Origin of the sequence: Sphingobium sp. AP50, assembly GCF_900109095.1 — a bacterium.
Lineage (GTDB): Bacteria > Pseudomonadota > Alphaproteobacteria > Sphingomonadales > Sphingomonadaceae > Sphingobium.
The window spans coordinates 384400-406881 of the sequence record NZ_FNYZ01000001.1 but is presented as its reverse complement, the minus strand read 5'-3'; the positions used below and the strand labels follow the sequence as shown (position 1 = coordinate 406881).

Sequence of the window (22482 nt, the reverse complement as noted above, 5' to 3'; positions counted from 1 at the left end):
CGCTCCTCAATGCTGCCCGGCGCCTTTGAAGCGATCGGGCAGCGGCGGCGGTGGACTGATCCCCGCATCAGGATCGGCGATGGCGGTCACGGCCTTTACGAGCGCACCGACCGCCTGAAAGACCGGCAGGCCGCCGGTGCAGCCCGCCCCCTGCCCACCGACCACACCACAACTGCCCTGTCGTACCGCAGTCGCTGATGCGCGGGGCGCTTCACCGCGAACCGGTGTGCTGCCGTCCGACTCTTCGCGCGGTAACGGCAGTCGCTCCTTTGCGTTGCGCTCCGCCCGTGTCCCGCACACGACGATCGCGTCGCCGCTTCGATCGCAAGGGCGGACGACCCGCGTCTTTTCCTTATAGGCCGCCATCAGCCCATCCTCGACTTCCTGCGCCTGGGCTGGCCATGCCAGCAGCAGGCCGATGGGAAGGAGAAAGTGGCGCGCCATGTCAGGAGAAAAGCAAGCAATCATGGCCACATCATGACCGGCGCAAAGTCGCCGAACAGCGCCTTCCTCGCTCGACAAGAAGCGGGCGACCTCCTATCGCCATGCCCATAAGAAAAGGCAGAGGAAATCATGGTTCAGGCAAGCTCGATTCTTGATCGCGTGCTGGTGCTCGAAATGGTCCGCGTTACCGAAGCGGCAGCGATCGCCGCGTCGAAGCTGATCGGTCGCGGCGATGAAAAGGCCGCCGATGCCGCCGCCGTGGAAGCCATGCGCCTCGCCTTTAACGACCTCTACATGGACGGAACCGTCGTCATCGGCGAAGGCGAACGGGATGAAGCGCCGATGCTCTATATCGGCGAGAAAGTAGGCAGCGCGATCGGCACCGGGCCGAAGATCGACATCGCGCTCGATCCGCTGGAAGGCACCACTATCACCGCCAAGGCCGGCCCGAATGCACTGGCAGTGCTGGCCATTTCCGAAGAAGGCGGCCTGCTGAATGCGCCCGACGTCTATATGGAGAAGCTGGCGATCGGGCCGGGCTATCCGGAGGGGACGATCGACCTCAACCGGTCGGTGCGCGAAAATATCGAGGCGGTGGCCAGCGCCAAGGGCGTCGATCCACATGAAATCATCGTCTGCGTGCTGGATCGGCCGCGCCATGAAAAGCTGATCGGCGAATTGCGGGCGATAGGCTGCGGCATCATGCTGATCCCCGATGGCGATGTTGCCGGGGTGATCGCGACCAGCGATCCGGACACCACGATCGACATCTATATGGGATCAGGCGGCGCGCCGGAGGGCGTGCTGGCCTGTGCCGCGCTGCGCTGCGTCGGCGGGCAGTTCAAGGGCAAGCTGATCTTCCGCAACGAGGATGAACGGGCGCGTGCGCGCAAATGGGGCATCGCCGATCTCGACAAAATCTATGACCTGAAGGAACTGGCCAAGGGGGACTGCATCTTCGCGGCGACCGGCGTGACCGACGGATCGCTGCTCGACGGCGTCAAGCGGCTGCGCGGCGGCAAGCTGACCACGCAGAGCGTCGTGATGCGCGCCAGCACCGGCACCGTCCGCTGGGTGAAAGGCGAGCACCGGATCGATAATAAGGGATTGTGAAGCAGGCAGTCAGGCGCGGCCGGGCGCCCTGCCCCGCCGCCGCTGCCAGTAGTTGGGTCAGTGGCTGGCGCGGTGGTTGAGATCGTGACCCAGCGCCAGGATGCCGACGCCGATCAGCGTATAGACGCCTTCCGACATGCCATGATCCATCGTTAGCGCGCCGGCCATCACGCCGAGGCCCAGCGATCCGATCGCGGCAGGCATCATGAAGCCATGGACGATCGCGCCATGGCCCAGCGCCACGCCGCCGAGCAGGATCGCCAGGACCAACCCCGCTTCGTGGAAAATCGGACTTTCGAACACACCGCCGGCTGATGCCAGCAGGCCGAGTATGACGGCGGTGGCGAAACAATGCGCCACGCAAAGACCCGACAGGGCAATCGCGATGCGATCGATCCGGCCAGTCATCAGGGCATTGCGCAGGGTCAGCTTCATGGTCGCCGCTACATAGGGCAGACCGGTGAAAGTTACAATATAACATTGCGATTTTTTGGCGGCCACGCCTGGCTGCGTGATGTCAGGCGGCCAGTCTCAGGCAATTGCGGCCGCTATGTTTCGCGCGATAAAGGGCCTTGTCCGCCGCCTCCAGCATCGTCGACGGATCGGACCGGCCATCCAATTCAACAAGGCCCGCGCTGAAGGTCACGCGGATCGACGATTCCATCGTGGTCGGATCGGCCAGCAAGGCACGCAGCCGTTCACAAACCATGCTGGACCGGTCGATATCGCTATCCACCAGCAGGATGGCAAATTCCTCGCCGCCCAGCCGACCAATGCTGTCTATGCCGCGCAGGCCAAGGCGCATCCGCTCGACAAAGGTGCTGAGCACGCGGTCGCCGACACCATGGCCATAGCGGTCGTTCACCGACTTGAAATGGTCAATATCGATCAGCAGCAGGCTGGAGCGCGCGCCCATGCGTGCCCGTGCAATTTCGTCGTCCAGTTTCTCCAGAAAGGCGCGACGGCTGTCGGCGCCGGTCAGCGAATCGCTGGCGGCAACCTGTTGCAGCGCGCGCTGGCGCGCCTTGTGCCGGGAAATGTCGCGAATCATGCTGACGATGCCGCTCGGCTGACCACGTTCATCCACCACGGCCCGCGTTACGATCTCACACCAGTCGAGATCGCCGGTCGTCACCAGCGGCCGGAACTCTACCTTGTGGATGCTGCCGGGGTGCATCAGCGCGCGATGATGCGCGGCAATCACGACAGCGCGGTCCTGTGGGTCGACGAGGTTGGCGGCGGACTGGCCCACCAGAAATTCCGGTGCGCAACCAATCTGTTCATGCGCGGAGGGTGAGGCATATTCGATGACGCCGTCCACGCTGATGTTGAGCACCACATCGCCGCTATGTTCGGCGATGGTGCGGAAGCGGGTTTCGCTTTGCTCCAGCATCCGGAACAGGCGACGGCGCGCATGGAGTTCGGCGGCGACCGGCATGCAGAGCAGGAAGCTGAGCGCCAGATAGAATTGGAAGAACTGCACCCGTTCCCCGGCGGTCCCGGGAATGATGGTCAGCGGCCCGACCCCCGACATGGTCGCCACCCCGCCGATCAGGGCGAGAATGATGATCGATGCGGCCGCGCCAATCTGTCCCACGCGAAAGGCGATCAGCACCAGCGGCAGCAACGGCGCGAACAGCATGGGATAGCGCGCCCAGTAGAAGATATGGAATGTGCTGATCGCAAACAGCGTCAGCAGCAGCGCGGCCTCCACCTTCTCATGCCGCGATGTTTCACGGCGCCAGCGATCGAACTCGCCCTGAAACAGCATGATCAGGATCGGCGTGCAGGTCAGCCCGCCCAGAACATGGCCGGTATACCATTGCAGCCAGGACGCACCGAAGGACACCGGCGTCAATTGCGATGCCACGGCCGCCGCCATCAGACCGGTGACGATGTCCGCCACGCCGCTCAATGCCAGAATGAAGACGATGAGCGGACGAATCGATTCGGTCACGCGATGATCGGGCACGAACCGGCGGCAGAGAATCGCGACGATCAGCGATTCAAGCATGTTGATCGCAGCCATCGGGATCGCAGCCATTGGCCCCATGCCGAACAGGGCGGTGGCGGCCGCGCTGGCGACAGCGCAGGCGAGGATGGCGCGGGGCCAGTGCGCGGTGCGGGACGTCAGCAATTCCGCCATCAGGAAGGCATTCGCGCCCCACAGGAAGGCGAGGCCGCCTTCGAACCGCGAAATCATGAGGGCGATGGTCGCTGCCACGAAATAGACGCCGCCAGTTACCAGCGGTCCCCACATGGAGGAAGGTTGTCTGAGGGCGGCCCGTAGCATGTTGCGGACGTGGCTAGAGCCTCAATCTTAATATTTATTGCCAGTGAGTGACGATGATACGACCGCGGAACGAATTTTCATTCGTGTGCGAGTAACTTAGAGGCTGGCTGCGACGAGCGATCGCCACCCTGCCAGCCGTCGCGAGCGGTCTTCGTCCGTCATCGCCGGCGTGAAGCGGGTGCGGGCTGGCACCATTGCCGTCGCGGCCTCCAGCGTCGGGTAGAGGCCTGCCCCCACACTGGCCAGCATGGCCGCGCCCCGCGCCGTCGTTTCGACATCAGCGGGGCGTTCCACCGGCAGGGCCAGCATATCGGCCATGTCCTGCGCAACCCAGTCATTCGCGCTCATGCCGCCATCGATCCGCAACGCCTGCCACGGCGCGCCATCGGCGGCGAAGGCGGCAGCCAGATCATGAACCTGATGCGCCATGGATTCGAGCGCGGCGCGCACGATATGCGCCCGTGTCGATCCATGGGTCAGGCCGCTGATGCTGCCGGTCGCCTCCGGGCGCCAATAGGGCGCGCCCAACCCGGACAAAGCCGGCAAGAGATAGACGCCGCCATTGTCCGGCACCGATCGCGCTATCGCATCACTATCGGCAGCGGCGGCGATCAGGCCCAGCCGGTCCCGCAGCCACTGGATCAGGCTGCCCGCGACGAAGATCGATCCTTCCATCGCATAGAGACGGCGACCACCGAGCTGGCACAGCACGGTGCCGAGCAGCCTGTGGGTCGAGGAAGGGAGCATGTCGCCAGTCGACGCCAGGATGAAGGCGCCGGTGCCCAGCGTCGCCTTGACCGCACCGGGCGCCAGACAGGCCTGACCGATGGTCGCCGCCTGCTGATCGCCGGCCAGGCCGCAGAGCGGGATGGCCCCGCCCAGCAATGTCGGCAGCGTCGCACCGAAGGCTCCGGCATTGTCGACAATCTCCGGCAGCGCCGATGCGGGCACGCCGAACAGGGCGCACAGGTCGGCATCCCATCCCGCGCCGTCCAGCGCCAGCAACTGGGTGCGGCTGGCATTGCTGGCGTCGCTGACATGCAGGCCGCCGGTGAGTTTCCACATCAACCAGCTTTCCACCGTGCCGAGCGCCAGATCGGGTCCGGCCGCCGCGACTTGCGGCTGATGATCGATCAGCCAGCGCATCTTGGTCGCGGAGAAATAGGGATCGATGATGAGCCCGGTGCGCTGCTGGATCAGTGCTTCATGCCCCTGTTCGCGCAATTGCTCACAATGGTCCGCGGTGCGGCGATCCTGCCAGACGATCGCCCGGCTGAGCGGCGCGCCGGTCCGGCGGCTCCACGCCACCACCGTCTCGCGCTGATTGGTGATGCCGATCGCCGCGATCCGGTCCGCCCCGCCCGCCTGCGTCACCATCCGGCGCGCGCAATCGAGCGTCCTGTCCCAGATTTCGGCGGCGTCATGCTCCACCCAGCCGGGGCGGGGATAATATTGGGTCAGATCCGCCTGCGCCGTCGCGACGCGCGCACCGTCGGGCGCATAGAGCATCGCGCGGGTCGATGTCGTCCCCGCATCCAGCACCAGAATCAGGCGCTCGTTCACGGCCTCTCCTTCAACCATCGATCCAGTCTTTCCACTTGGCGCCCGTCCAGGCGCAGCCCCAGCTTGCTGCGCCGCCAGAGAATATCCTCACTGGTCCGTGCCCATTCGCGGGTCATCATGTGCCGCACTTCCGCTTCGGTCAGGCCATGGCCGAAATCCTCGCCCAGCGCCGCCCTGTCCCGCGCGGCGCCAAGCCAGGACCAGCATGTCGTGCCATAGGCGCGGGCGATCCGGTCGATCGTCTGTGCGTCCAGAAAGGGGTAATCCGACGCAAGCCGGGCGGTCAGGTCGGCCAGGCCGGTCATGGCGAAATCGCCGCCGGGCAGCGGCGCATCGGCCGTCCAGTCATCGCCCTTCAGCGTCGGAAGATAGGGTTTGAGCCGCTCCACCGCTTCGGCGGCGAGATGGCGATAGGTGGTGATCTTGCCACCGAAGATGCTGAGCAAGGGCGGCTGGCCGTCTCCGCCATCCAGTTCCAGCCGATAGCCGCGCGTGGCGGCTTCCGGCTTGTTCGATCCGTCGTCGATCAGAGGGCGCACGCCGGCATAGGACCAGACGACATCGGCGGAGCTGATCTGCTGCGCGAAATAGCGGTTGGCCGCCGCGCACAGATAGGCGACCTCCTCCTGACTGGCGACGACATGGTCGAGGCCATCATGATGATCGCGATCGGTGGTGCCGATCAGGGTGAAGTCCCGCTCATAGGGAATGGCGAAGAAGATGCGGCCATCGGGCAGTTGAAAGAAGTAAGCGAAGCCATGATCGAACAGGCGCGGCACGACGATGTGCGATCCGCGCACCAGCCGCATCGAGAGTGCGGCAGGGCGGTGCGCGCGGTCGAGCAGATCGAGCACCGATGGCCCCGCCGCATTCACGACGGCGCGGGCATGGAAATGGTCCGTTTCGCCGTCCGTTCTGCGCGCAAGGATGCGCCAATGATCCGGCCGGCTATCCAGTTGCAGGACTTCGGTGCGGGTGCGCACGTTTGCGCCCCGGTCGGCGGCGTCGCGGGCGTTGAGCAGGACCAGTCGCGCGTCGTCCACCCATCCGTCCGAATAGCAATAGGCCGGGCCGAATATCGGTTGGAGCGGCGCGCCGGCCGGGTGGCGCCGCAGGTCGATCGCCTCCGTCGCCGGCAAGGCGCGGCGACCACCGATATGGTCGTAGAGAAACAGGCCGAGGCGCAGCATCCAGCGCGGCCGCAATCCGGGGGTCCATGGCAGGACAAAACGCATCGGGTGGATGATGTGCGGCGCGATCGCCCAGAGGCGTTCCCGCTCGACCAGCGATTCGCGCACAAGACCGAATTCGCGATGCTCCAGATAGCGCAGCCCGCCATGGATCAGCTTGGTCGAGGCGGACGATGTGCCCTGCGCCAGATCGCCCCGCTCCAGCAGCAGCACGCGAGCGCCGCGGCCCGCTGCGTCGCGGGCGATGCCACACCCGTTCACGCCGCCGCCAATGACAGCCAGATCGTGGATATCGGTGCGCGCCTCGGTCACGCCCCATGCTGTAGGACGGCCGGGCGGATGAGGGAACCGGGAAAGCCATAACCCGGCGGCAGCCTTACGACCACCGCCGGGCCTTCGTCAGTCCCCGGACGAAGGAAGCTGGCCTGAGGCCATCCGGAGCGAGCCCCCGCTCGCCCCGGAGGGATCAGGCGAGGCTGTCGACCAGCAGACCGCTATTGCTGCTGTCGGCACTGCTCGCGGCGCTGCCGTAGAGCGATTGCGACATGCTGGCGCGCAGATTTTCGAGGAAGGCGATCATCGAATCGAGTTGGTCCGTGACGCTGCTGTCGGTGGCGCTGACGGTGCTGCTATCGCTATCCTCATCCGTCGATGCCGATGGCGGCGGGCCGGGCGGCGGGCCACCCATGGGACCGGGGCCGCCAATGCCGCCCATCCCCTCAATGCTCATGCTGTCATCGCTGCTGGCGTCAGCGCTCTGCACCGATCCGCCCGGTCCCTGGGCGAAGAAGCTTTGGAGTTCGCTCGCCTGTTCTTCCGTCAGCGTGCCGGCCGACACCTGTTCGTCGATGAGCGAATCGATCCGATCCTTCATCTCCGACGGATCGAGCCGCGACGTAGCATCGCTCGCGGACGAGGAAAGCGCGGTATCGATCGAATCCAGTGCGGATTCGAGCGCAGCGCTATCGACTTCCGACAGCGAACCGGCCTCCACGGCGGCATCGATCTTGCGATCCATGGACGCCCGCGGCGAGGGCGGCATTGCCATATTATAGTTGGTGATAGTCGTCATGATTGAAGTCCCCACTTCGTTCAGGAGGGGACATCATGCCAACAAGGTCTAAAAAAACCTTGTATTTCAATGACGTAATTTATTGAAATATTGACGCTACAATGGTCAAGGCAGAGTTAATGCGCCTACCCGATCAGGCCTTTTCCAGCGTGCATTGCAGCGGATGCTGATTCTGACGGGCGAAATCCATGACCTGGTTCACCTTCGTCTCCGCAACTTCATAGCTGAAGATGCCGCAGACGCCCACGCCGCGCTGGTGCACATGCAGCATCACGCGCGTCGCTTCTTCCATATCCATGCGGAAGAAATTCTGGAGGACATGCACGACGAATTCCATCGGCGTGTAATCGTCATTCAGCATCAGCACCTTGTACAGCGACGGCTTCTTGGTGCGCGTACGGGTGCGCGTAGCGATGCCGACGTTCGGCCCGCCCGGGCCTTCGCCCTGGTCGTCCTGATCCCGGCCCGCCATCTGGACGGACCACGCCGATGCGGTGGTGCGATTATTCATGATGGACAGGAATATGGCGATTCGTCCGGCCATGGCAAGGGGGCGACGTGGTTACTGATCGCTTGCCCTTTGCCTTTATCATCAAAGCGAAGGGCGCCCCTTCCCCTTGGAAGAGACGCCCTTCAGGCTATGACGTGGCGATTTCGCAGGCGCCTCAGGCGGCCAGCGACTTCACCTTGTCGGTGACCAGGGTCACGCGCGCGGTCAGCGGCTGGGCGACATCGCCGGCCAGCTTCATGAAGGCTTCGCTGCTCTTGGCGGCTTCCTTCGTGAATTCGTCGAAGCTGCTCGACAGCAGCTGGCTCTGCAACTGGAAGAATTCGGTCGGCGTCTTGACGGTCGAGAGGCTCTTGAACGAAGCAGTCGCCTTTTCGAAATTCTTCTTGCTGTAGTCGACGGCTTCCTGACCCATCGTTTCCATGCCCTTGGCAGCGATCTTGCCGGATTCGACCAGCGCTTCGACATTGCCCTTGGCCAGGTCGCTCAGTTCCTCGATCGCCTTGGTCGACTTTTCAACGCCGGCCTTCGCCTTCGCGTTGAAGTCGGTGTAGGCGGTTTCGAACTTGGCCTTGGTTTCTTCGGCAAACTTCTTTCCGGTTTCGATGACGTCGGTCATGATTTTCTTTCCTTCTGTGGCGGGCAGCGGCGGTGTTGCAATGGTTTCGGCCTCTTGCGACAGGCTCTCTGTGATTTCAGTATCCGGTTCGGGCGCAGCGGGTTCCTCGATCGGCTCGGCTACGGGCGGCTCAACGACGGGCGGTTCCGGTTCGGGCGCGGACTGCGGATTGGTGTCGATCGGTTTCACGCTCGCGGCTTGCGGGTTCGTGTCGATCGGCTTCACCCTCTTGGCCTGAGGGTTCGTATCGATCGGTTTCACGCTCTTGGCCTGAGGATTCGTATCGATCGGCTTCACGCTCTTGGCTTGAGGATTCGTATCGATCGGCTTCACGCTCTTCGTCGCGGGCTTGGGCTTCGCTGGCGCGGTCCCGATCGCTGCCTCGGCAGCCTTGAGCGCTTCACTCGCCGACAAGGTCGCCGCGCCAGTAGCATTGCGCGGCTTGCTCCTTGGGGTCTTCGGGGTATCGGCCATGACCATCCTCCGTTTGTTGCACTGCACAATATAGGTTTCGTTGGCAGATTGCAAGACGCATTGTGCAGTGCAGCAAAAATGTCATCCACGCTGTTCAGCCGCAATCGTCCGAATGGATTATCGGAGAAAAAACCGTGCCTTACCGGGCCTTTACGTAACGGCCGGGCGCATCCTCGATCGCCTTGCTCTTACCCTTGCCCGGTACGCGGGCGCCTTTTACCGGCACCTGGCGCGAATCAAGGCTTTCGATCCAGACGCGCCAGTCGGGCCACCAGCTCCCTTTCGTCTCCTTCGCGGCTGCGAGGAAGGCGTCGAGAGTCGGCATGCGCTCATCGCAGGCCCAATATTGATATTTGCCCGCGGCGGGCGGATTGACGACCCCGGCGATGTGGCCCGACCCGGCCAGCAGGAAGCGGATCGGCCCGGAGAGATTTTCGGTCAGCTTCCACACGCTTTCCAGCGGGGCGATATGATCTTCCCGACCGGCCTGGACATAGGCTGGCGTCTGCACTTTGGTCAGGTCGATCGGCGTCCCATCCACGCTGATCGCGCCTGGCACGACCAGCAGATTGTCGCGATACAGCTGGGTCAGATAATCGCGGTGCCAGCGGGCCGGCAAATTGGTGGTGTCGCCATTCCAGTAGAGCAGGTCGAAGGGCGGATAATCCATGCCCAGCAGATAATTATTGACGACATAGTTCCAGATCAGGTCGCGCCCGCGCAGCAGGTTGAAAGTCGCGGCCATATAACGCCCGTCCAGAAACCCCTTGGACGAGAGCCGATCCACCATCTTCATCTGCTCGTCATCGACGAACAGGGTCAGATCGCCGGCCTGACTGAAATCCACTTGCGCGGTGAAGAAAGTGGCACTGGCAACCTTCTCCGCCTCGCCCCGCGCGGCCAGCAGCGCCAGCGTGGCCGCCAGCGTCGTGCCCGCCACGCAATAGCCGATCGTATGGACGCTCTTCACTTTCAGCAGGTCGCGCACCGTATCGATCGCGTCGACCTGTCCCTTCAGGATATAATCATCCCAGACCATGTCCTTCATCGACGCATCGGCCGATTTCCACGACACCAGGAAGACGCTGATTCCCTGATCCACCGCCCATTTGACGAAGCTCTTTTCGGGCGAAAGGTCGAGAATGTAGAAGCGATTGATCCATGGCGGGAAGATGATCAGCGGCGTTTCCAGCACCGTCTCCGTCGACGGCGCATAATGGATCAGCTGATAGAGCGGGGTTTCGTGGATCACCTTGCCCGGTGTCGAGGCGATATTGCGTCCCAGTTCGAACTGGGTGCCGTCGGTATGGGTAAGCTGGCCCTTTTCCAGGTCGGCGAGCATATGTTTGATGCCCTTGACCAGATTTTCGCCGCCGCTCTCGATCGTCTTCGCGACCACCTGGGGATTGGTGAAGGGGAAGTTGCTGGGTGCGATCGCATCGAGCAGGCCGGTGGTGGCGAAACGCAACTTGGCCTTTTGTCGGGGGTCCACGCCATCGACCGCGTCGGCCATCTTCATCATATAATCGGACAGCAGCAGATAGCTCTGCCGAATCATGTCGTAAAAGGGATGTTCGGTCCAGGCCGGGTCGGCAAAGCGCCGGTCCTTGCGCGCGGCCGGACTGTCAGCCGGCGCGGGATCGGGCTGATCGCGTAGCAGACCGCCCGAATCGAGAAAACGCTGCCACAGCGCCAGCCCTTCATCGGCAAAGCCGGTCTGGATGCGCGCAAAGAGGGCAGGATCGAAGGGAAGTGTCTGGCCAGTGGCGCCCGCCGCCTGTTCCAGCAGCAATTGCTGGGCGCGCCCGATCACCTGCGTCCATTGTTGCATATCGCCAAGGCTGGGCAGATGCGGCTCCAGGACGTCGGTCTTATCCATGGCCACCTTGCTCCTCCTGGCATTATCGGTCTGCGCCGCTTTCGCTGGCATGTCCCCTATCAGGCGGTTATAGCCAGATTGTGACATGCCAGCGGCGCGTCACGCACTATTCCCTACAGAGAGCTTTCAGGAAAGCCCCTATAATGTCCGAAGAATTTTACCGCATGAAGCGCCTGCCGCCCTATGTCATCGCCGAAGTGAATGCGATGCGAGCGGCCGCGCGGGCCGCGGGCGAGGACATTATCGATCTGGGCATGGGCAATCCCGACCTGCCGCCGCCCGACCATGTGATCGCGAAACTGATCGAAGTCGCGCAGAAGCCCAGCGCTCATGGCTATAGCCAGTCGCGCGGCATCCCCGGCCTTCGCAAGGCGCAGGCCAATTATTATGGCCGCCGTTTCGGCGTGGATGTCGATCCCGAAACTGAAGTCGTGGTGACGATGGGATCGAAGGAGGGGCTTGCTTCGCTGGCCACCGCGATCACCGAACCGGGCGACGTGGTGCTGGCACCCAACCCCAGCTATCCGATCCATACCTTCGGCTTCATCATCGCAGGTGCGACCATCCGTTCGGTGCCGACGACGCCGGACGAAAATTATTTCCGCTCGCTCGACCGCGCCATGGCCTTCACCGTGCCGCGCCCGTCGATTCTGGTGGTGAACTATCCGTCCAACCCGACGGCCGAGACGGTGGACCTCGCTTTCTACGAGCGCCTCGTCGCCTGGGCGAAGGAGAATAAGGTCTGGATCCTGTCCGACCTTGCCTATTCCGAGCTGTATTATGACGGCAATCCGACGCCATCGATCCTTCAGGTGCCGGGCGCCAAGGATGTCGCGATCGAATTCACATCGCTCAGCAAGACCTACTCCATGGCCGGCTGGCGCATGGGCTTTGCGGTCGGCAACAAGAAGCTGATCGCGGCGATGACCCGGGTGAAATCCTATCTGGATTATGGCGCCTTCACGCCGATTCAGGCGGCTGCCTGCGCGGCGTTGAACGGGCCGCAGGATATCGTCGAGAAGAACCGGCTGCTCTATCACAAGCGTCGCGACGTGCTGGTCGAGAGCTTCAGCCGGGCGGGATGGGACATTCCGGCGGCGCGCGCCTCCATGTTCTGCTGGGCGCCGTTGCCGCCTGCGCTCAAGGATATGGGGAGCCTTGAGTTTTCCAAGCAGTTGCTGACCCATGCCAAGGTCGCGGTCGCGCCGGGCGTGGGCTATGGCGAGGATGGCGAGGGCTTCGTGCGCATCGCCATGGTCGAGAATGAGCAGCGGCTGCGGCAGGCCGCCCGCAACATCAAGCAATATCTCAAGTCCATGGGCGTCAACACCCCGTCGACCAAGGGCGCGGCCTGATCCGTGCATGGGTGCTTAGGCCTTCCCGAAGCCCCATGACGAGAAAAAGTGGCGTTTTGCGACGCATTTAACACGGACTGCACCCCTTGCTCCTCATCCCGCGATGAAGGATAGCATCACGGGATGAGAGGTGCCGCATAATGATCCCCCTGCCCCAGGTCAGTCAGGTCGCCCAGACGATCCAGCTGGCACTGGCCCCCGTCTTCCTGCTGGCGGGCATCGGGGCCTTCCTGAATGTCTGCGTCAGCCGTCTGTCGCGGATTATCGACCGGGCGCGCGATGTGGAAAAATGGGTGCTGTCCACGCGGGGCAAGGAGCATGACAGGATGGTCGGGGAAATCCGCGTGCTCGACCGGCGGATGAGCGTGGTGAACAGCGCCATCTTCTTTTCGGTCGCGTCAGCCTGCGCCGTCTGTCTGGTCGTTATCCTGCTGTTTGCCGGGAACCTGTTCAACGCCCATCTGGGGACGCCGGTCGCCATCCTGTTCAGCCTGGCGATGGTGTTGCAGGCCGCGGCCTTCGCTACCTTCATTCAGGAAATCCGGCTGGCGTCGCGGATCATCCATATCCGCAATGAAGTGCTGTATCATCAGGTCGAGGAGGAAGAAGCGGCGTGACCCGCTTCACCGTCAACGACCGGCCGGTGCAATATCGCATGGACCCGGAAACGCCGCTGCTATGGGCGCTGCGCGACGCATCCAACCTGACCGGCACCAAATATGGCTGCGGCACCGGCGATTGCGGCGCCTGTACCGTGGATATCGATGGCGAGGCGGTGCGATCCTGTCAGGTGACGATCGGCAAGACCGAGGGGCGGTTCGTCACCACGATCGAGGCGCTGTCGCCCGATCGCGGCCATCCGCTGCAACAGGCGTTCGCGGCGGACAATGTGTCGCAATGCGGCTACTGCATTCCCGGCATGATCATGGCCGCGTCGGTGCTGCTGCGCCGGACCAATGATCCGTCCGACGAGCAGATCGACGCCGCCATCACCAATATCTGCCGTTGCGGCATCTATCCCCGGCTGCGTGGCGCGATCAAGCGGGCGGGCCGGATCATGCGGGGTGAAGAACAGGTCGCCGCTGCGCCGCCATCGGGGATCAGCCCGGAGGATGCGGCGCGGACAGTGCCTGCGCTGGGCCGGCCAACGGCTCAGCCGAAGCGGTAGCCCGAAACGGTCCAACCCAGCACGCTGCTGCGATGGGTGCAGGTCGCCGCGTCATCGCCCCCCGCGCCCAGCGCCACCATCAGCGGCAGCAGATGCTCCTCACGCGGATGGGCGAAATGGGCATGGGGCAGATGCGCCCAGTCGGCGACGCGAGCGGCGCGGGCCTTTGGATCGGGATCGGTGACGGCGGCGGTCAGGGCATAATCCCATGCTGTCGAGGGTGCGATCGCCTGCGCACCACGGACACGCAGATTGTGGAAGCTCATCCCCGATCCCACGATCAGCACGCCTTCATCGCGCAGCGGCGCCAGCGCGCGGCCAGCGGCGATATGGGCGGCGGGATCGAGATCATGGCGCAGCGACAATTGCGCCACCGGAATGTCGGCATCGGGCAACGCCACCTTCATCGGGATGAAGACGCCATGGTCCCGGCCGCGCGCGGCCTCCTCCCCCGTGGCGAAACCGGCCTGCTGCAACAGGGTAGCGGCGCGACGGGCAAGGTCTGGAGCACCGGGCGCGTCCCAGCGCAGCGTATAGGTGTGCGGGGGGAAGCCATAATAGTCGAACAGCAGCGGAGGCTGTTCGCCGACATGGACGGTGAAGGCCGTCTCCTCCCAATGACCGGAGACAAGCAGGATCGCCTTTGGCCGTTCGGGCAGGTCGGCGATCAGGCCGGCCAGATACTCCTGCATCGGATGCCACATCGGATCGCTGTGCGGTCGGTCAGGATCGGACGGGTCCATGAAGAAACAGGGTCCGCCACCATGGGGAATGAAGAGGCTGGGCAGGGTCATGGCTTACTCGGCTGTAGGAGAGCGCGGGCTTAGCTTCGCATATTTCCCGCAGATTCTGATATTTTGTTGCTTCACCGCGATCCTATCGGAAAGTCCGCAGCACGCCCTTCCATGGCCGATAAAGTGCCATGGCGGAATGCGATAGGACAGGAGATCGGGCGCGGAACATGATCGACAGATCGGCGCGCGGCAGGGGGGATGCAACGGACAGGCTGGAAACTGTCCGTTTCGCTGTTACGATCGTCAACCGGCCTCCCCACCCGTCATTGCGAGCGCAGCGAAGCAATCTATAGGCGTGCCATTGGATTGCTTCGCTGCGCTCGCAATGACGATTCAGTGTGAGGTCATCCCGCTTCGGGCGCCGTCATACGGCCAGATCGGTCAGGCTTCGATGATCGGGGCCAGGGCCTGCGCCAGCGTCGCGCCGGAATAGGGTTTCTTGAGCAGCACCACATCCTCGAACCGGGTCGGCAGTTCCAGCCCATCGCCATAGCCGGTGGCGAAGAGGAAGGGGATGCCCTTTTCCGCCAGCAGGTCGGCGACCGGCAGGCTGGTTTCATGGCCCAGATTGAAGTCCAGCACGGCCATGTCCACCGACTGGATCGCGATCGCTTCGCGGGCGCGGCCGACGCTGGATGCGGTCGTCACCTCTGCCCCCAGATCCCGCAGCGCATCCTCGCCATCCATGGCGATGATCATATTATCTTCGACCAGCAGGACGTTGCGCCCCTTGAGCAGGCCGGCAGTAACCGGCGCGGCGGGCTTGGCGCGTTCCGCCCCCGCCCGGTCGGGCAGCACCGACACGACATGGCGTGAGGGGATGCAGAATTGCGCCTCTATGCCGGCAAGGCGATAATTGATGTCGGCCTGACCACCCAGATCATAGGGGATGGACCGTTCGATAACGGTCGATCCGAAGCCGCGCCGCGTGGGCGCGACCACCGCCGGGCCGCCGCTTTCGGTCCAGTCGATCAGCAGACTGCCATCGCCATCGACGCGCCAGTCGATGGCGACCGTGCCATTGTCCGACAGCGCGCCATATTTGGCGGCGTTGGTCAGCATTTCATGCAGCACCAGCGCCAGCACGGTGAAGCAGCCGGGCGTCAGCAAAACATTGGGGCCGGTCAGCCGGACCCGGTCCCGCCGTTCGCCCAGATAGGCGCCCGCTTCCACCTCGATCAGGTCATAGAGGCGCGCGGGCGCCCAGCGATCGGCCGTAATCTGATCATGGGCGCGGGCCAGCGCATGGACGCGGCTTTCCAGCGTGCCGATAAATTCATCCACGGACCGCGCACTGTCGCGGGTCTGCGACAGCAGCCCGCGGATCAGCGACAGGATGTTGCGAACGCGGTGGTTCAGTTCCGCGATCAGCAATTCCTGCTTTTCATGCGCCCGCTGCCGTTCCGCATCGGCGGAATCGGACAGGCGCAGGATCACTTCGAGCAGCGCGGTGCGCAGCGCTTCGGCCACGCGCAGTTCGGCCGGGGTGAAGGGCAAGGCCGTCCCCTGCACCAGTTGCGACCAGGCCTCGAAACTCTTGCGCGGGGTCAGGCGCGGGCCGTTCGGCCCATAGTCGATTTCCTTTTCCGGATTGCCGGCCCAGCGCACCGAGCGGAGCTGTTCGGCGCGGAACAGCACGACATAGTCGCGCGGCCGGCGCGACAGCGGAATGGCGAGGATACCCGATGCGCGATCGGCATAGGCGGCCGCATCGGGCAGCACGGCGGACAGGCAGTCGGTGGTATAGACCTGGCTGGCGGCGACCTGATTGAGCATGCCGACGATCGCGACGAAGGCAGGTTCGTCCGGCGTGAGGCCGGAAAAGGTCATCTGGCCGTCAATATAGACGCCCACGCCATCGGCCGGAATGGTATCGAAGATGATGTCGCCCAGCCAGCGGGCATTGGACAGCAGGTCATGATCCTGCGCCACGGCGGAAAGCAGCCGGTCGGCCACCTGCCGCGCCTTGCCCTCATAGGCGGCGGTATCGCCGCGCTCACGGCTTTCCAGCATCATCGAGAATATCTGGCCGAACAGTTCGGCCGCGCTGCGCTGGGCAAAGGTCGGCAGGCGCGGCGCATAATGGTGGCAGGCGAATAGGCCCCACAGCTTGCCCTCGACAATGATCGAGATGGAAAGCGAGGCGCCCACGCCCATGTTGCGCAGATATTCGATATGGATCGGCGACACCGCGCGCGTGATGCACAGCGACATGTCGAGCGCCGCGCCGGTGGGATCGAGCTGCGGCACGATCGGCACCGCATCCGCGCCGATGTCCGCGATCACGCGGAAGATGTTGCGCAGATAGAGGGCACGCGCCTGCGCCGGAATATCCGAGGCGGGATAATGGAGGCCGAAAAAGCTGTCGATGCCGGGCTTCAGGGCTTCGGCCACGACTTCGCCGTCGCCGCCATCGGCAAAGCGATAGACCATCACCCGGTCGAAACCGGTCAGCGCCCGCACCTGCCGCGCGCCATCGCGCAGGAAGGCGGTCATGCTGTCGGCCTGGGCCAGACGCGCGACCATGGAACGAACGGTGCTGCTCGCCTCCATCTCGTCATGGGCGGCGGGTTCCGCCTCGATCACCACCAGCTGGCCGGAGAAATGGACGGCGATGTCGAAGGGCTGGCCGCCATCGATCAGCGGGATCGAGAAGAGGCGCTCGACCGAATCGGGGCCGCGCAGCAGGGTGATGCGATTGCGCAGCGAATGGATCGCCTCCGCGCTCAGCACGCCGCTGACCGGCTTGCCCAGCATCTCCTGCGGCGAGAGGCCGATGAACTGCGCGCTGTTGGCCGAGACGCGCGATACCAGCCAGTCGGCGGTCAGCGCGATCAGGAAGCCAAAGGGCTGGACCGTGCCGAGCACATGGATCGGTTCCCGATCGCAATTGCTGAGGTCGACGGCGAAGCCGGGCGCGGTACCGTTCCGATCAACCATGGACGGCAATCTTTTCGGCTTCCCCCGCCTGCGCGAACAGGGCGAAGGCGGCCAGAGCGCCCTGCACGGCGTCATCCAGCCAGCCTTCGCCGCCCTCCGCTGCGGCGCTGTCGAGCGCGCGCTGGAAGGCAATCCATTCGCCCTTGCCATGGACGGCGGACAGATAGGCGCGGGGCAGGCCTTCGCCGACCTGGCGGGACAGCATGGCGCCGCCGAGCCGCGATCCCTCAAGCGCATAGCGCAGGCCCCAACGGAAGCCATCCGCATCCGGCGCGTCGAGCAGGAGCGGTGCGGGCATGGCGGCATCCAGCGATGCGAGATCGTCCGCCAGCAGGGGCAGGCGCCGCGATTCCGGCTGGGCCGCATCCTCCAGCGCGGGCAGCGCACGGGCATGGGCGATCAGGAACGCGCGATAGGCGTTCACCGAATCGAGCCTGTAGCCCGCATAGATGGCGTCGACCCGGCGATGGTCATCCATCGTCGCTTCACGCAGGGCGTGGCGGATTCCGCCGGCATCAGGGGCTATAGTCACATCATCGTCCTAGAGGCAGATCAGCGGCACCGCACTGATCTGGATCAGCTTTTCGCTTGCAGGCCCCATTTACGGGGTGATGCGACACGAAGCGGCGGACAGTGGAGGGTTAGGACAGCGATGTCCATGGCCCGCGCGATTCTTTCAAATGGCTGACAGGACAGTTCAGCCTCTCGACATCGCGCCCGGTCTAGACAGGCATCATCAGGGGGCGATGTGTCCCCGCCGAGGAAAGACAGGACGATGTTCAGGAAGATGATGCTGGCGGGGCTGATGACCGCGACGGTGTTGGGCGGTATCGCACCCGCTTATGCGCAGAGCGATCCGGGTCAGCGCGGCGAGCGTGGCAATGGCGGCCAGCGCGCGCAGCGGCAGGATGGCGGCGGACAGCAGCAGCGGTCCGATCGCGGGCCGCAGCAGCAGCGTGGCAACCCGCAGGTCCAGTCGCGTGGCGATCAACAGGCGCCCTCGCGTGGTGACGCGGGCGGGCAGCGCTGGCAGCAGCGCGCCGGTGCGGGTGGCCAGATTAACGGGGGCCAGATGGCGCCGCCGCGGCCCGATGCGCGCTGGCGCGGCGAACCCAATCTGCCGGCCAATCGCGCGGTCGAAAATGACGTGCGCATGCGCCGGGAACAACAGCAGCAACAGAATTGGCGTAATGCCCAGCGGGACGACCGTCGCGACACTATGCAGAATGGGCGTCAGGACTGGCGCAACGATCGCAATGACCGGCGGGACGATCGGCCGGGCTGGAACAATGATCGCGGCAATGACCGTCAGGACTGGCGCAATGACGATCGGCGCTGGAACGACAATCGCGGCGGCAACAGCGGTAACTGGAATGGGAACAACTGGAATAATGGCCGTCGCTTCGACGACCGCACCCGCTGGAGCAATCAGCAGCGCTGGAATAATGGCTGGCGGCAGGACCGGCGCTATGACTGGCAGGGCTATCGCAATCGCTATGGCGACCGGTTCCGCATGGGCAATTATTACGCCCCGCGCGGCTGGGACTATGGCTATCGGCGCTTCTCGGTCGGGATCGTGCTGAACAGCCTGCTCTATTCCAACAGCTATTGGCTGGACGATCCCTATGCCTATCGCCTGCCGCCCGCTTATGGATCGCTGCGCTGGGTCCGCTATTATGACGACGCGATGCTGGTGGATATTCGCGACGGCTATGTCGTCGACGTGATCCATGATTTTTTCTGGTGAGTAGGGCAGCACCCTACTTCCCTCCCCCTTCCTGAACTGGCCTTCAGGAGTCCTGGCCTCGGATCGGCAACGGTCCGGGGTCTTTTCATGGCCGCCCGCCCTGTGGCAGGAGGGCGGCATGACCGACTTGACCGATGACGGCGGCATCGCATCGCCCGCCCGTGCCCTGATTGGCGATACCGTGCGCGCCCGGCTGGACCGCAATCCGATGGTGAGCCGCATCGATAGCCCCCATCTGGAAATCTATGGACGTCAGGGCTTTTTGAGCGGGGAAGAATGCGCGGGGCTGCGCGAACTGATCGACGCTAGCGCCAAGCCCTCCTCGCTCTTTTCGGGCAGCGCCAATGCGGAATATCGCACCAGCCATAGCGGGAATCTGAGCCCCTGGAATCCGCTGGTCGAGACGATCACCGATCGCATCTGTGCGCTGACCGGCCTGCCCGCGCCGCATGGCGAAACATTGCAGGGGCAGCGCTATACGGCGGGGCAGGAATATAAGGTGCATTGCGACTATTTTCCGGTGACGGCGGATTACTGGCAGCAGATGCGCACGACCGGCGGGCAGCGGACCTGGACGGCGATGATCTATCTGTCGCCGGTGGAAGCGGGCGGGGAAACGCATTTCCCGCAATGCGAATTCATGGTGCCGCCGGTGGAGGGCATGATCCTGATCTGGAACAATATGAGCCGCGATGGCGCGCCCAACCGGTTCAGCCTGCACGCCGCGCGGCCGGTAGTACAGGGCACGAAATATGTCGTGACGAAATGGTTTCGCGAGCGGCCATGGGGGTGATGGAGCAATGCCTCACCTGATACAAACTGCGACATAAATGACTGGAATCTGACTGCTTCATTCCCGGACCGTTCAGGGGCGAAGGGGCATATCTCTCTGTGTTGGCGACGAAGCCCGAAGCTTTCGCCAAAGATTATGGGAGACGAGATATGCGTAAACTGATCATATTGGGCCTGCTGGCCGCGACCGTTGTGCCGAGTATGGCGTCGGCCCAATCCTATGGCGAGGCGCGCCGCAGCGAGCAGCGTGTGCGCGAGGAACAGCGCGACCTGCGTCAGGCACAGCGCTATGGTGATCGCCGCGATGTGCGCGAAGCGCGCCGCGACGTGCGCGATGCGCGACAGGAGGCGCGTGAGGACTGGCAGGATTATCGTCGTTCGCACCGCGACGTCTATCGCGGCGGCAACTGGCGCGCGCCCTTCCGCTATAGCCAGTGGAATGCAGGCGCACAGTTGCGTCCGGCCTATTATAACTCGCGCTATTATATCGCCGATCCCTATCGCTATCGCCTGCCCCGTCCGGGCGTGAACCAGCGCTGGGTCCGCCACTATAATGACGTCCTGCTGGTGAATGTCCGTACCGGCCGCGTGATCACCGCGCATCGGGCCTTCTTCTGGTAAGAGTCGGTTTGGAAAATGCGCGAAAGAGCGCATTTTCGCCGCACCAGAGGCGCATTCCAAAAAAAGGCGGCCCGGAATAGCGAATTCCGGGCCGCCTTTTTGCTGTTCCCCCCACTTGGCCGCGCCGCCCGTTTCCGGGCGCACGCGGCCGATGGCGTACGCGGGGCACGCCACCAGTCCGAAAGGGGGGTGGACCGTTGCCCGTAACGATCATGCCGCCAGATTGTTCCGCGGCATGGTTGATTCAGATCAAGACGCCAGCGCCTCGGCGATCAGTTTGCGGCTGTTGTCGATGCCGTAGAGCGCAATGAAGCTGCCCATGCGGGGGCCCTGATCCGCGCCCAGCAAAGTCTGGTACAGCGCCTTGAACCAGTCGCGCAGTTCAGCGAAGCCGAACGCCTCATCCTTGCCAATGGCATAGACGATATTCTGGATGTCTTCCGCCGTCGCTTCAGCCGGCAATGCGGCCAGTTCGCTGTCCAGCTGGCGCAGGGCGGCGGCTTCGTTCGGTTCAGGCGCGCGGCGCTGGAGCGTGGGGGCGACGAAATCGCGATGATAGGCGAGCGCGTGGCCGATCAGCGCGTCCAGTTCCGGATAGGTCTCCGCGCTGGCGCCGGGCACATAATTTTGCAGATAGCTCCACACCTGTTCGCGGCTGGCATCGCCCATCACACCGACAAGGTTCAGCAGCAGGCCGAAGGTAACCGGCAGTTCGCCCTGCGGCAGCTTGCCATCATGGATATGATGCACCGGATTGCCGAGCTGCTGCTCGATCGCCTGCTTGGGATAGTTGGCGCGGAACTGCCAATATTCGTCCACCGCGCGCGGGATCACGCCCATGTGCAGTTGCTTGGCCTTCTTGGGTTCGCGATAGGCGTAGAAGGCCAGGCTTTCCTGCGGGCCATAGGTCAGCCATTGTTCGAGGCTGAGGCCATTGCCCTTGGTCTTGGAGATTTTCTCGCCCTTTTCGTCGAGGAACATCTCATAATTGAAGCCTTCGGGCGGGCGGCCGCCCAATGCGCGGCAGATCTTCGACGATTGCGTGACCGAATCGATCAGATCCTTGCCCGCCATTTCATAGTCGACGCCCAGCCCGTACCAGCGCATCGCCCAGTCGACCTTCCATTGCAGCTTGGCGCCGCCCGACAGGATCGATTGTTCGATGATGTCGCCATCATCCTCGAAACGGACGATACCGGCTTCGGCGTCGATCACCTCGACCGGCACCTGAAGCACGATGCCGCTCTTCGGGCTGATCGGCAGCACCGGCGAATAGGTGGCCTGCCGTTCCTTGCGCAGGGTCGGCAGCATGATGTCCATGATCGCCTGATAGCGGCGGAGCACCTGCCGCAGCGCTTCGTCGAAGGCGCCGGCCTTATAGCGCTCGGTGGCGGACACGAATTCATAGTCGAAGCCGTAGCTGTCGAGGAAATCGCGCAGCATCGCATTGTTATGATGGGCGAAACTTTCGAACTTTTCGAACGGATCGGGCACCTGCGTCAGCGGCTTGCCCAGATGTTCTTCCAGCATCGCCTGATTGGGGACATTGCCCGGCACCTTGCGCAGGCCATCCATATCGTCGCTGAACGCCACCAGCCGGGTCGGGATATCCGACAGCGCATGATAGGCGTTGCGGACCATAGTGGTGCGCAGCACTTCGTTGAAGGTGCCGATATGCGGCAGGCCCGAGGGACCATAGCCGGTTTCGAACAGGATATGCCCTTTCTCCGGCGCGCCATTGGAATAGCGCTTGAGAAGCTTGCGCGCCTCCTCATAGGGCCAGGCCTTGGATGCGTTTGCGGCGGTGCGGAGAATGTCGGACACTGTCATAATGACGAAAGCCCCTAGCTGCTGGCTGGCTGAAAGGGAACGCCCTTTGATGGCAATGCATGACAAAGCCTGATAAGAAC

At 63.7% G+C, this 22482-nt stretch carries 20 protein-coding genes; 7 read left to right on the top strand and 13 right to left on the bottom strand.

The annotated features are described in order from the left end of the window. Window positions 1-6: 6 nt before the first annotated feature. The gene (locus BMY84_RS02145; protein ID WP_256215011.1) at window positions 7-468 is read right to left on the bottom strand and encodes a hypothetical protein; all 462 of its coding nucleotides are present in this window, start codon (window positions 466-468) and stop codon (window positions 7-9) included. Window positions 469-573: 105 nt separating this feature from the next. Between BMY84_RS02145 and glpX the strand changes: the two genes are divergently transcribed. Continuing rightward, a complete protein-coding gene (gene glpX / locus BMY84_RS02140; RefSeq protein WP_093079997.1) occupies window positions 574-1557 on the top strand; it encodes a class II fructose-bisphosphatase in 984 nt (327 codons plus the stop codon). 57 nt (window positions 1558-1614) lie between these two features. On the opposite strand, the gene BMY84_RS02135 is transcribed toward glpX, so the two are convergent. The 8 genes from BMY84_RS02135 to BMY84_RS02100 form a co-directional block, all read right to left on the bottom strand. Then, entirely contained in the window at window positions 1615-1992 is a 378-nt protein-coding gene (locus tag BMY84_RS02135) for a MerC domain-containing protein (RefSeq protein WP_093014902.1), read from the bottom strand. A gap of 82 nt (window positions 1993-2074) precedes the next feature. Beyond that, the gene (locus tag BMY84_RS02130) at window positions 2075-3817 is read right to left on the bottom strand and encodes a sensor domain-containing diguanylate cyclase (RefSeq protein ID WP_256215010.1); all 1743 of its coding nucleotides are present in this window, start codon (window positions 3815-3817) and stop codon (window positions 2075-2077) included. A gap of 129 nt (window positions 3818-3946) precedes the next feature. Beyond that, window positions 3947-5413 carry a glycerol kinase gene (locus BMY84_RS02125; RefSeq protein WP_093079992.1) on the bottom strand — a complete coding sequence of 489 codons (1467 nt, stop codon included), beginning with the start codon at window positions 5411-5413 and terminating at the stop codon, window positions 3947-3949. Further along, a complete protein-coding gene (locus tag BMY84_RS02120) occupies window positions 5410-6915 on the bottom strand; it encodes a glycerol-3-phosphate dehydrogenase (protein WP_093079989.1) in 1506 nt (501 codons plus the stop codon). Before BMY84_RS02120 ends, BMY84_RS02125 begins: the two co-directional genes overlap by 4 nt. A gap of 154 nt (window positions 6916-7069) precedes the next feature. Then, a complete protein-coding gene (locus BMY84_RS02115; RefSeq protein ID WP_093079987.1) occupies window positions 7070-7675 on the bottom strand; it encodes a hypothetical protein in 606 nt (201 codons plus the stop codon). Window positions 7676-7808: 133 nt separating this feature from the next. Beyond that, a complete protein-coding gene (clpS, locus tag BMY84_RS02110) occupies window positions 7809-8219 on the bottom strand; it encodes an ATP-dependent Clp protease adapter ClpS (RefSeq protein ID WP_093079984.1) in 411 nt (136 codons plus the stop codon). Window positions 8220-8340: 121 nt separating this feature from the next. Beyond that, window positions 8341-9276, bottom strand: coding sequence for a phasin family protein (locus BMY84_RS02105; protein WP_093081626.1), 936 nt, complete (start codon window positions 9274-9276; stop codon window positions 8341-8343). 139 nt (window positions 9277-9415) lie between these two features. After that, window positions 9416-11155 carry a PHA/PHB synthase family protein gene (locus BMY84_RS02100; protein WP_093081623.1) on the bottom strand — a complete coding sequence of 580 codons (1740 nt, stop codon included), beginning with the start codon at window positions 11153-11155 and terminating at the stop codon, window positions 9416-9418. A gap of 143 nt (window positions 11156-11298) precedes the next feature. Between BMY84_RS02100 and BMY84_RS02095 the strand changes: the two genes are divergently transcribed. From BMY84_RS02095 to BMY84_RS02085, 3 genes are all read left to right on the top strand, one after another. Beyond that, window positions 11299-12510 carry an LL-diaminopimelate aminotransferase gene (locus BMY84_RS02095; protein ID WP_093014719.1) on the top strand — a complete coding sequence of 404 codons (1212 nt, stop codon included), beginning with the start codon at window positions 11299-11301 and terminating at the stop codon, window positions 12508-12510. 140 nt (window positions 12511-12650) lie between these two features. Next, complete coding sequence (locus tag BMY84_RS02090) at window positions 12651-13127, top strand: DUF2721 domain-containing protein (RefSeq protein WP_093014714.1); 477 nt, start codon at window positions 12651-12653, stop codon at window positions 13125-13127. Beyond that, window positions 13124-13678 (top strand): (2Fe-2S)-binding protein, encoded by a 555-nt coding sequence (locus tag BMY84_RS02085; protein WP_093079981.1) that lies wholly within the window; start codon window positions 13124-13126, stop codon window positions 13676-13678. The genes BMY84_RS02090 and BMY84_RS02085 overlap by 4 nt, the downstream gene beginning before the upstream one ends. Here the strand turns inward: BMY84_RS02085 and BMY84_RS02080 are convergent. The 3 genes from BMY84_RS02080 to BMY84_RS02070 form a co-directional block, all read right to left on the bottom strand. Next, window positions 13663-14472 (bottom strand): DODA-type extradiol aromatic ring-opening family dioxygenase, encoded by an 810-nt coding sequence (locus BMY84_RS02080; protein ID WP_093079978.1) that lies wholly within the window; start codon window positions 14470-14472, stop codon window positions 13663-13665. The genes BMY84_RS02085 and BMY84_RS02080 overlap by 16 nt on opposite strands. A gap of 381 nt (window positions 14473-14853) precedes the next feature. Further along, window positions 14854-17412 (bottom strand): HWE histidine kinase domain-containing protein, encoded by a 2559-nt coding sequence (locus BMY84_RS02075; RefSeq protein WP_093079976.1) that lies wholly within the window; start codon window positions 17410-17412, stop codon window positions 14854-14856. After that, on the bottom strand, window positions 17405-17944 hold the full coding sequence (locus tag BMY84_RS02070) for a biliverdin-producing heme oxygenase (protein ID WP_371262389.1): 540 nt from the start codon (window positions 17942-17944) through the stop codon (window positions 17405-17407). Before BMY84_RS02070 ends, BMY84_RS02075 begins: the two co-directional genes overlap by 8 nt. A 243-nt stretch (window positions 17945-18187) precedes the next feature. Between BMY84_RS02070 and BMY84_RS02065 the strand changes: the two genes are divergently transcribed. The 3 genes from BMY84_RS02065 to BMY84_RS02055 all read left to right on the top strand — a co-directional run bounded on the left by BMY84_RS02065 (window position 18188) and on the right by BMY84_RS02055 (window position 20572). Beyond that, window positions 18188-19159: an RcnB family protein gene (locus BMY84_RS02065; protein ID WP_256215009.1), complete on the top strand. Its 972-nt coding sequence runs from the start codon at window positions 18188-18190 to the stop codon at window positions 19157-19159. Between the two features lie 118 nt (window positions 19160-19277). Next, window positions 19278-19952, top strand: a complete 675-nt coding sequence (locus BMY84_RS02060; protein ID WP_093079970.1) for a prolyl hydroxylase family protein — start codon at window positions 19278-19280, stop codon at window positions 19950-19952. 149 nt (window positions 19953-20101) lie between these two features. Continuing rightward, window positions 20102-20572, top strand: coding sequence for an RcnB family protein (locus BMY84_RS02055; RefSeq protein ID WP_093079968.1), 471 nt, complete (start codon window positions 20102-20104; stop codon window positions 20570-20572). A 249-nt stretch (window positions 20573-20821) separates the two neighbouring features. On the opposite strand, the gene BMY84_RS02050 is transcribed toward BMY84_RS02055, so the two are convergent. Then, complete coding sequence (locus tag BMY84_RS02050) at window positions 20822-22402, bottom strand: lysine--tRNA ligase (RefSeq protein WP_093079966.1); 1581 nt, start codon at window positions 22400-22402, stop codon at window positions 20822-20824. Window positions 22403-22482: the final 80 nt, after the last annotated feature.

Bases quoted from the DNA above. Each gene is read 5' to 3' on its own strand.
- BMY84_RS02145 (WP_256215011.1), bottom strand. From the start codon at position 468: ATGATTGCTTGCTTTTCTCCTGACATGGCGCGCCACTTTCTCCTTCCC.
- glpX (WP_093079997.1), top strand. From the start codon at position 574: ATGGTTCAGGCAAGCTCGATTCTTGATCGCGTGCTGGTGCTCGAAATG.
- BMY84_RS02135 (WP_093014902.1), bottom strand. From the start codon at position 1,992: ATGAAGCTGACCCTGCGCAATGCCCTGATGACTGGCCGGATCGATCGC.
- BMY84_RS02130 (WP_256215010.1), bottom strand. From the start codon at position 3,817: ATGTGGGGACCGCTGGTAACTGGCGGCGTCTATTTCGTGGCAGCGACC.
- BMY84_RS02115 (WP_093079987.1), bottom strand. From the start codon at position 7,675: ATGACGACTATCACCAACTATAATATGGCAATGCCGCCCTCGCCGCGG.
- clpS (WP_093079984.1), bottom strand. From the start codon at position 8,219: ATGGCCGGACGAATCGCCATATTCCTGTCCATCATGAATAATCGCACC.
- BMY84_RS02105 (WP_093081626.1), bottom strand. From the start codon at position 9,276: ATGGCCGATACCCCGAAGACCCCAAGGAGCAAGCCGCGCAATGCTACT.
- BMY84_RS02100 (WP_093081623.1), bottom strand. From the start codon at position 11,155: ATGGATAAGACCGACGTCCTGGAGCCGCATCTGCCCAGCCTTGGCGAT.
- BMY84_RS02095 (WP_093014719.1), top strand. From the start codon at position 11,299: ATGTCCGAAGAATTTTACCGCATGAAGCGCCTGCCGCCCTATGTCATC.
- BMY84_RS02090 (WP_093014714.1), top strand. From the start codon at position 12,651: ATGATCCCCCTGCCCCAGGTCAGTCAGGTCGCCCAGACGATCCAGCTG.
- BMY84_RS02080 (WP_093079978.1), bottom strand. From the start codon at position 14,472: ATGACCCTGCCCAGCCTCTTCATTCCCCATGGTGGCGGACCCTGTTTC.
- BMY84_RS02075 (WP_093079976.1), bottom strand. From the start codon at position 17,412: ATGGTTGATCGGAACGGTACCGCGCCCGGCTTCGCCGTCGACCTCAGC.
- BMY84_RS02065 (WP_256215009.1), top strand. From the start codon at position 18,188: ATGTTCAGGAAGATGATGCTGGCGGGGCTGATGACCGCGACGGTGTTG.
- BMY84_RS02060 (WP_093079970.1), top strand. From the start codon at position 19,278: ATGACCGACTTGACCGATGACGGCGGCATCGCATCGCCCGCCCGTGCC.
- BMY84_RS02055 (WP_093079968.1), top strand. From the start codon at position 20,102: ATGCGTAAACTGATCATATTGGGCCTGCTGGCCGCGACCGTTGTGCCG.
- BMY84_RS02050 (WP_093079966.1), bottom strand. From the start codon at position 22,402: ATGACAGTGTCCGACATTCTCCGCACCGCCGCAAACGCATCCAAGGCC.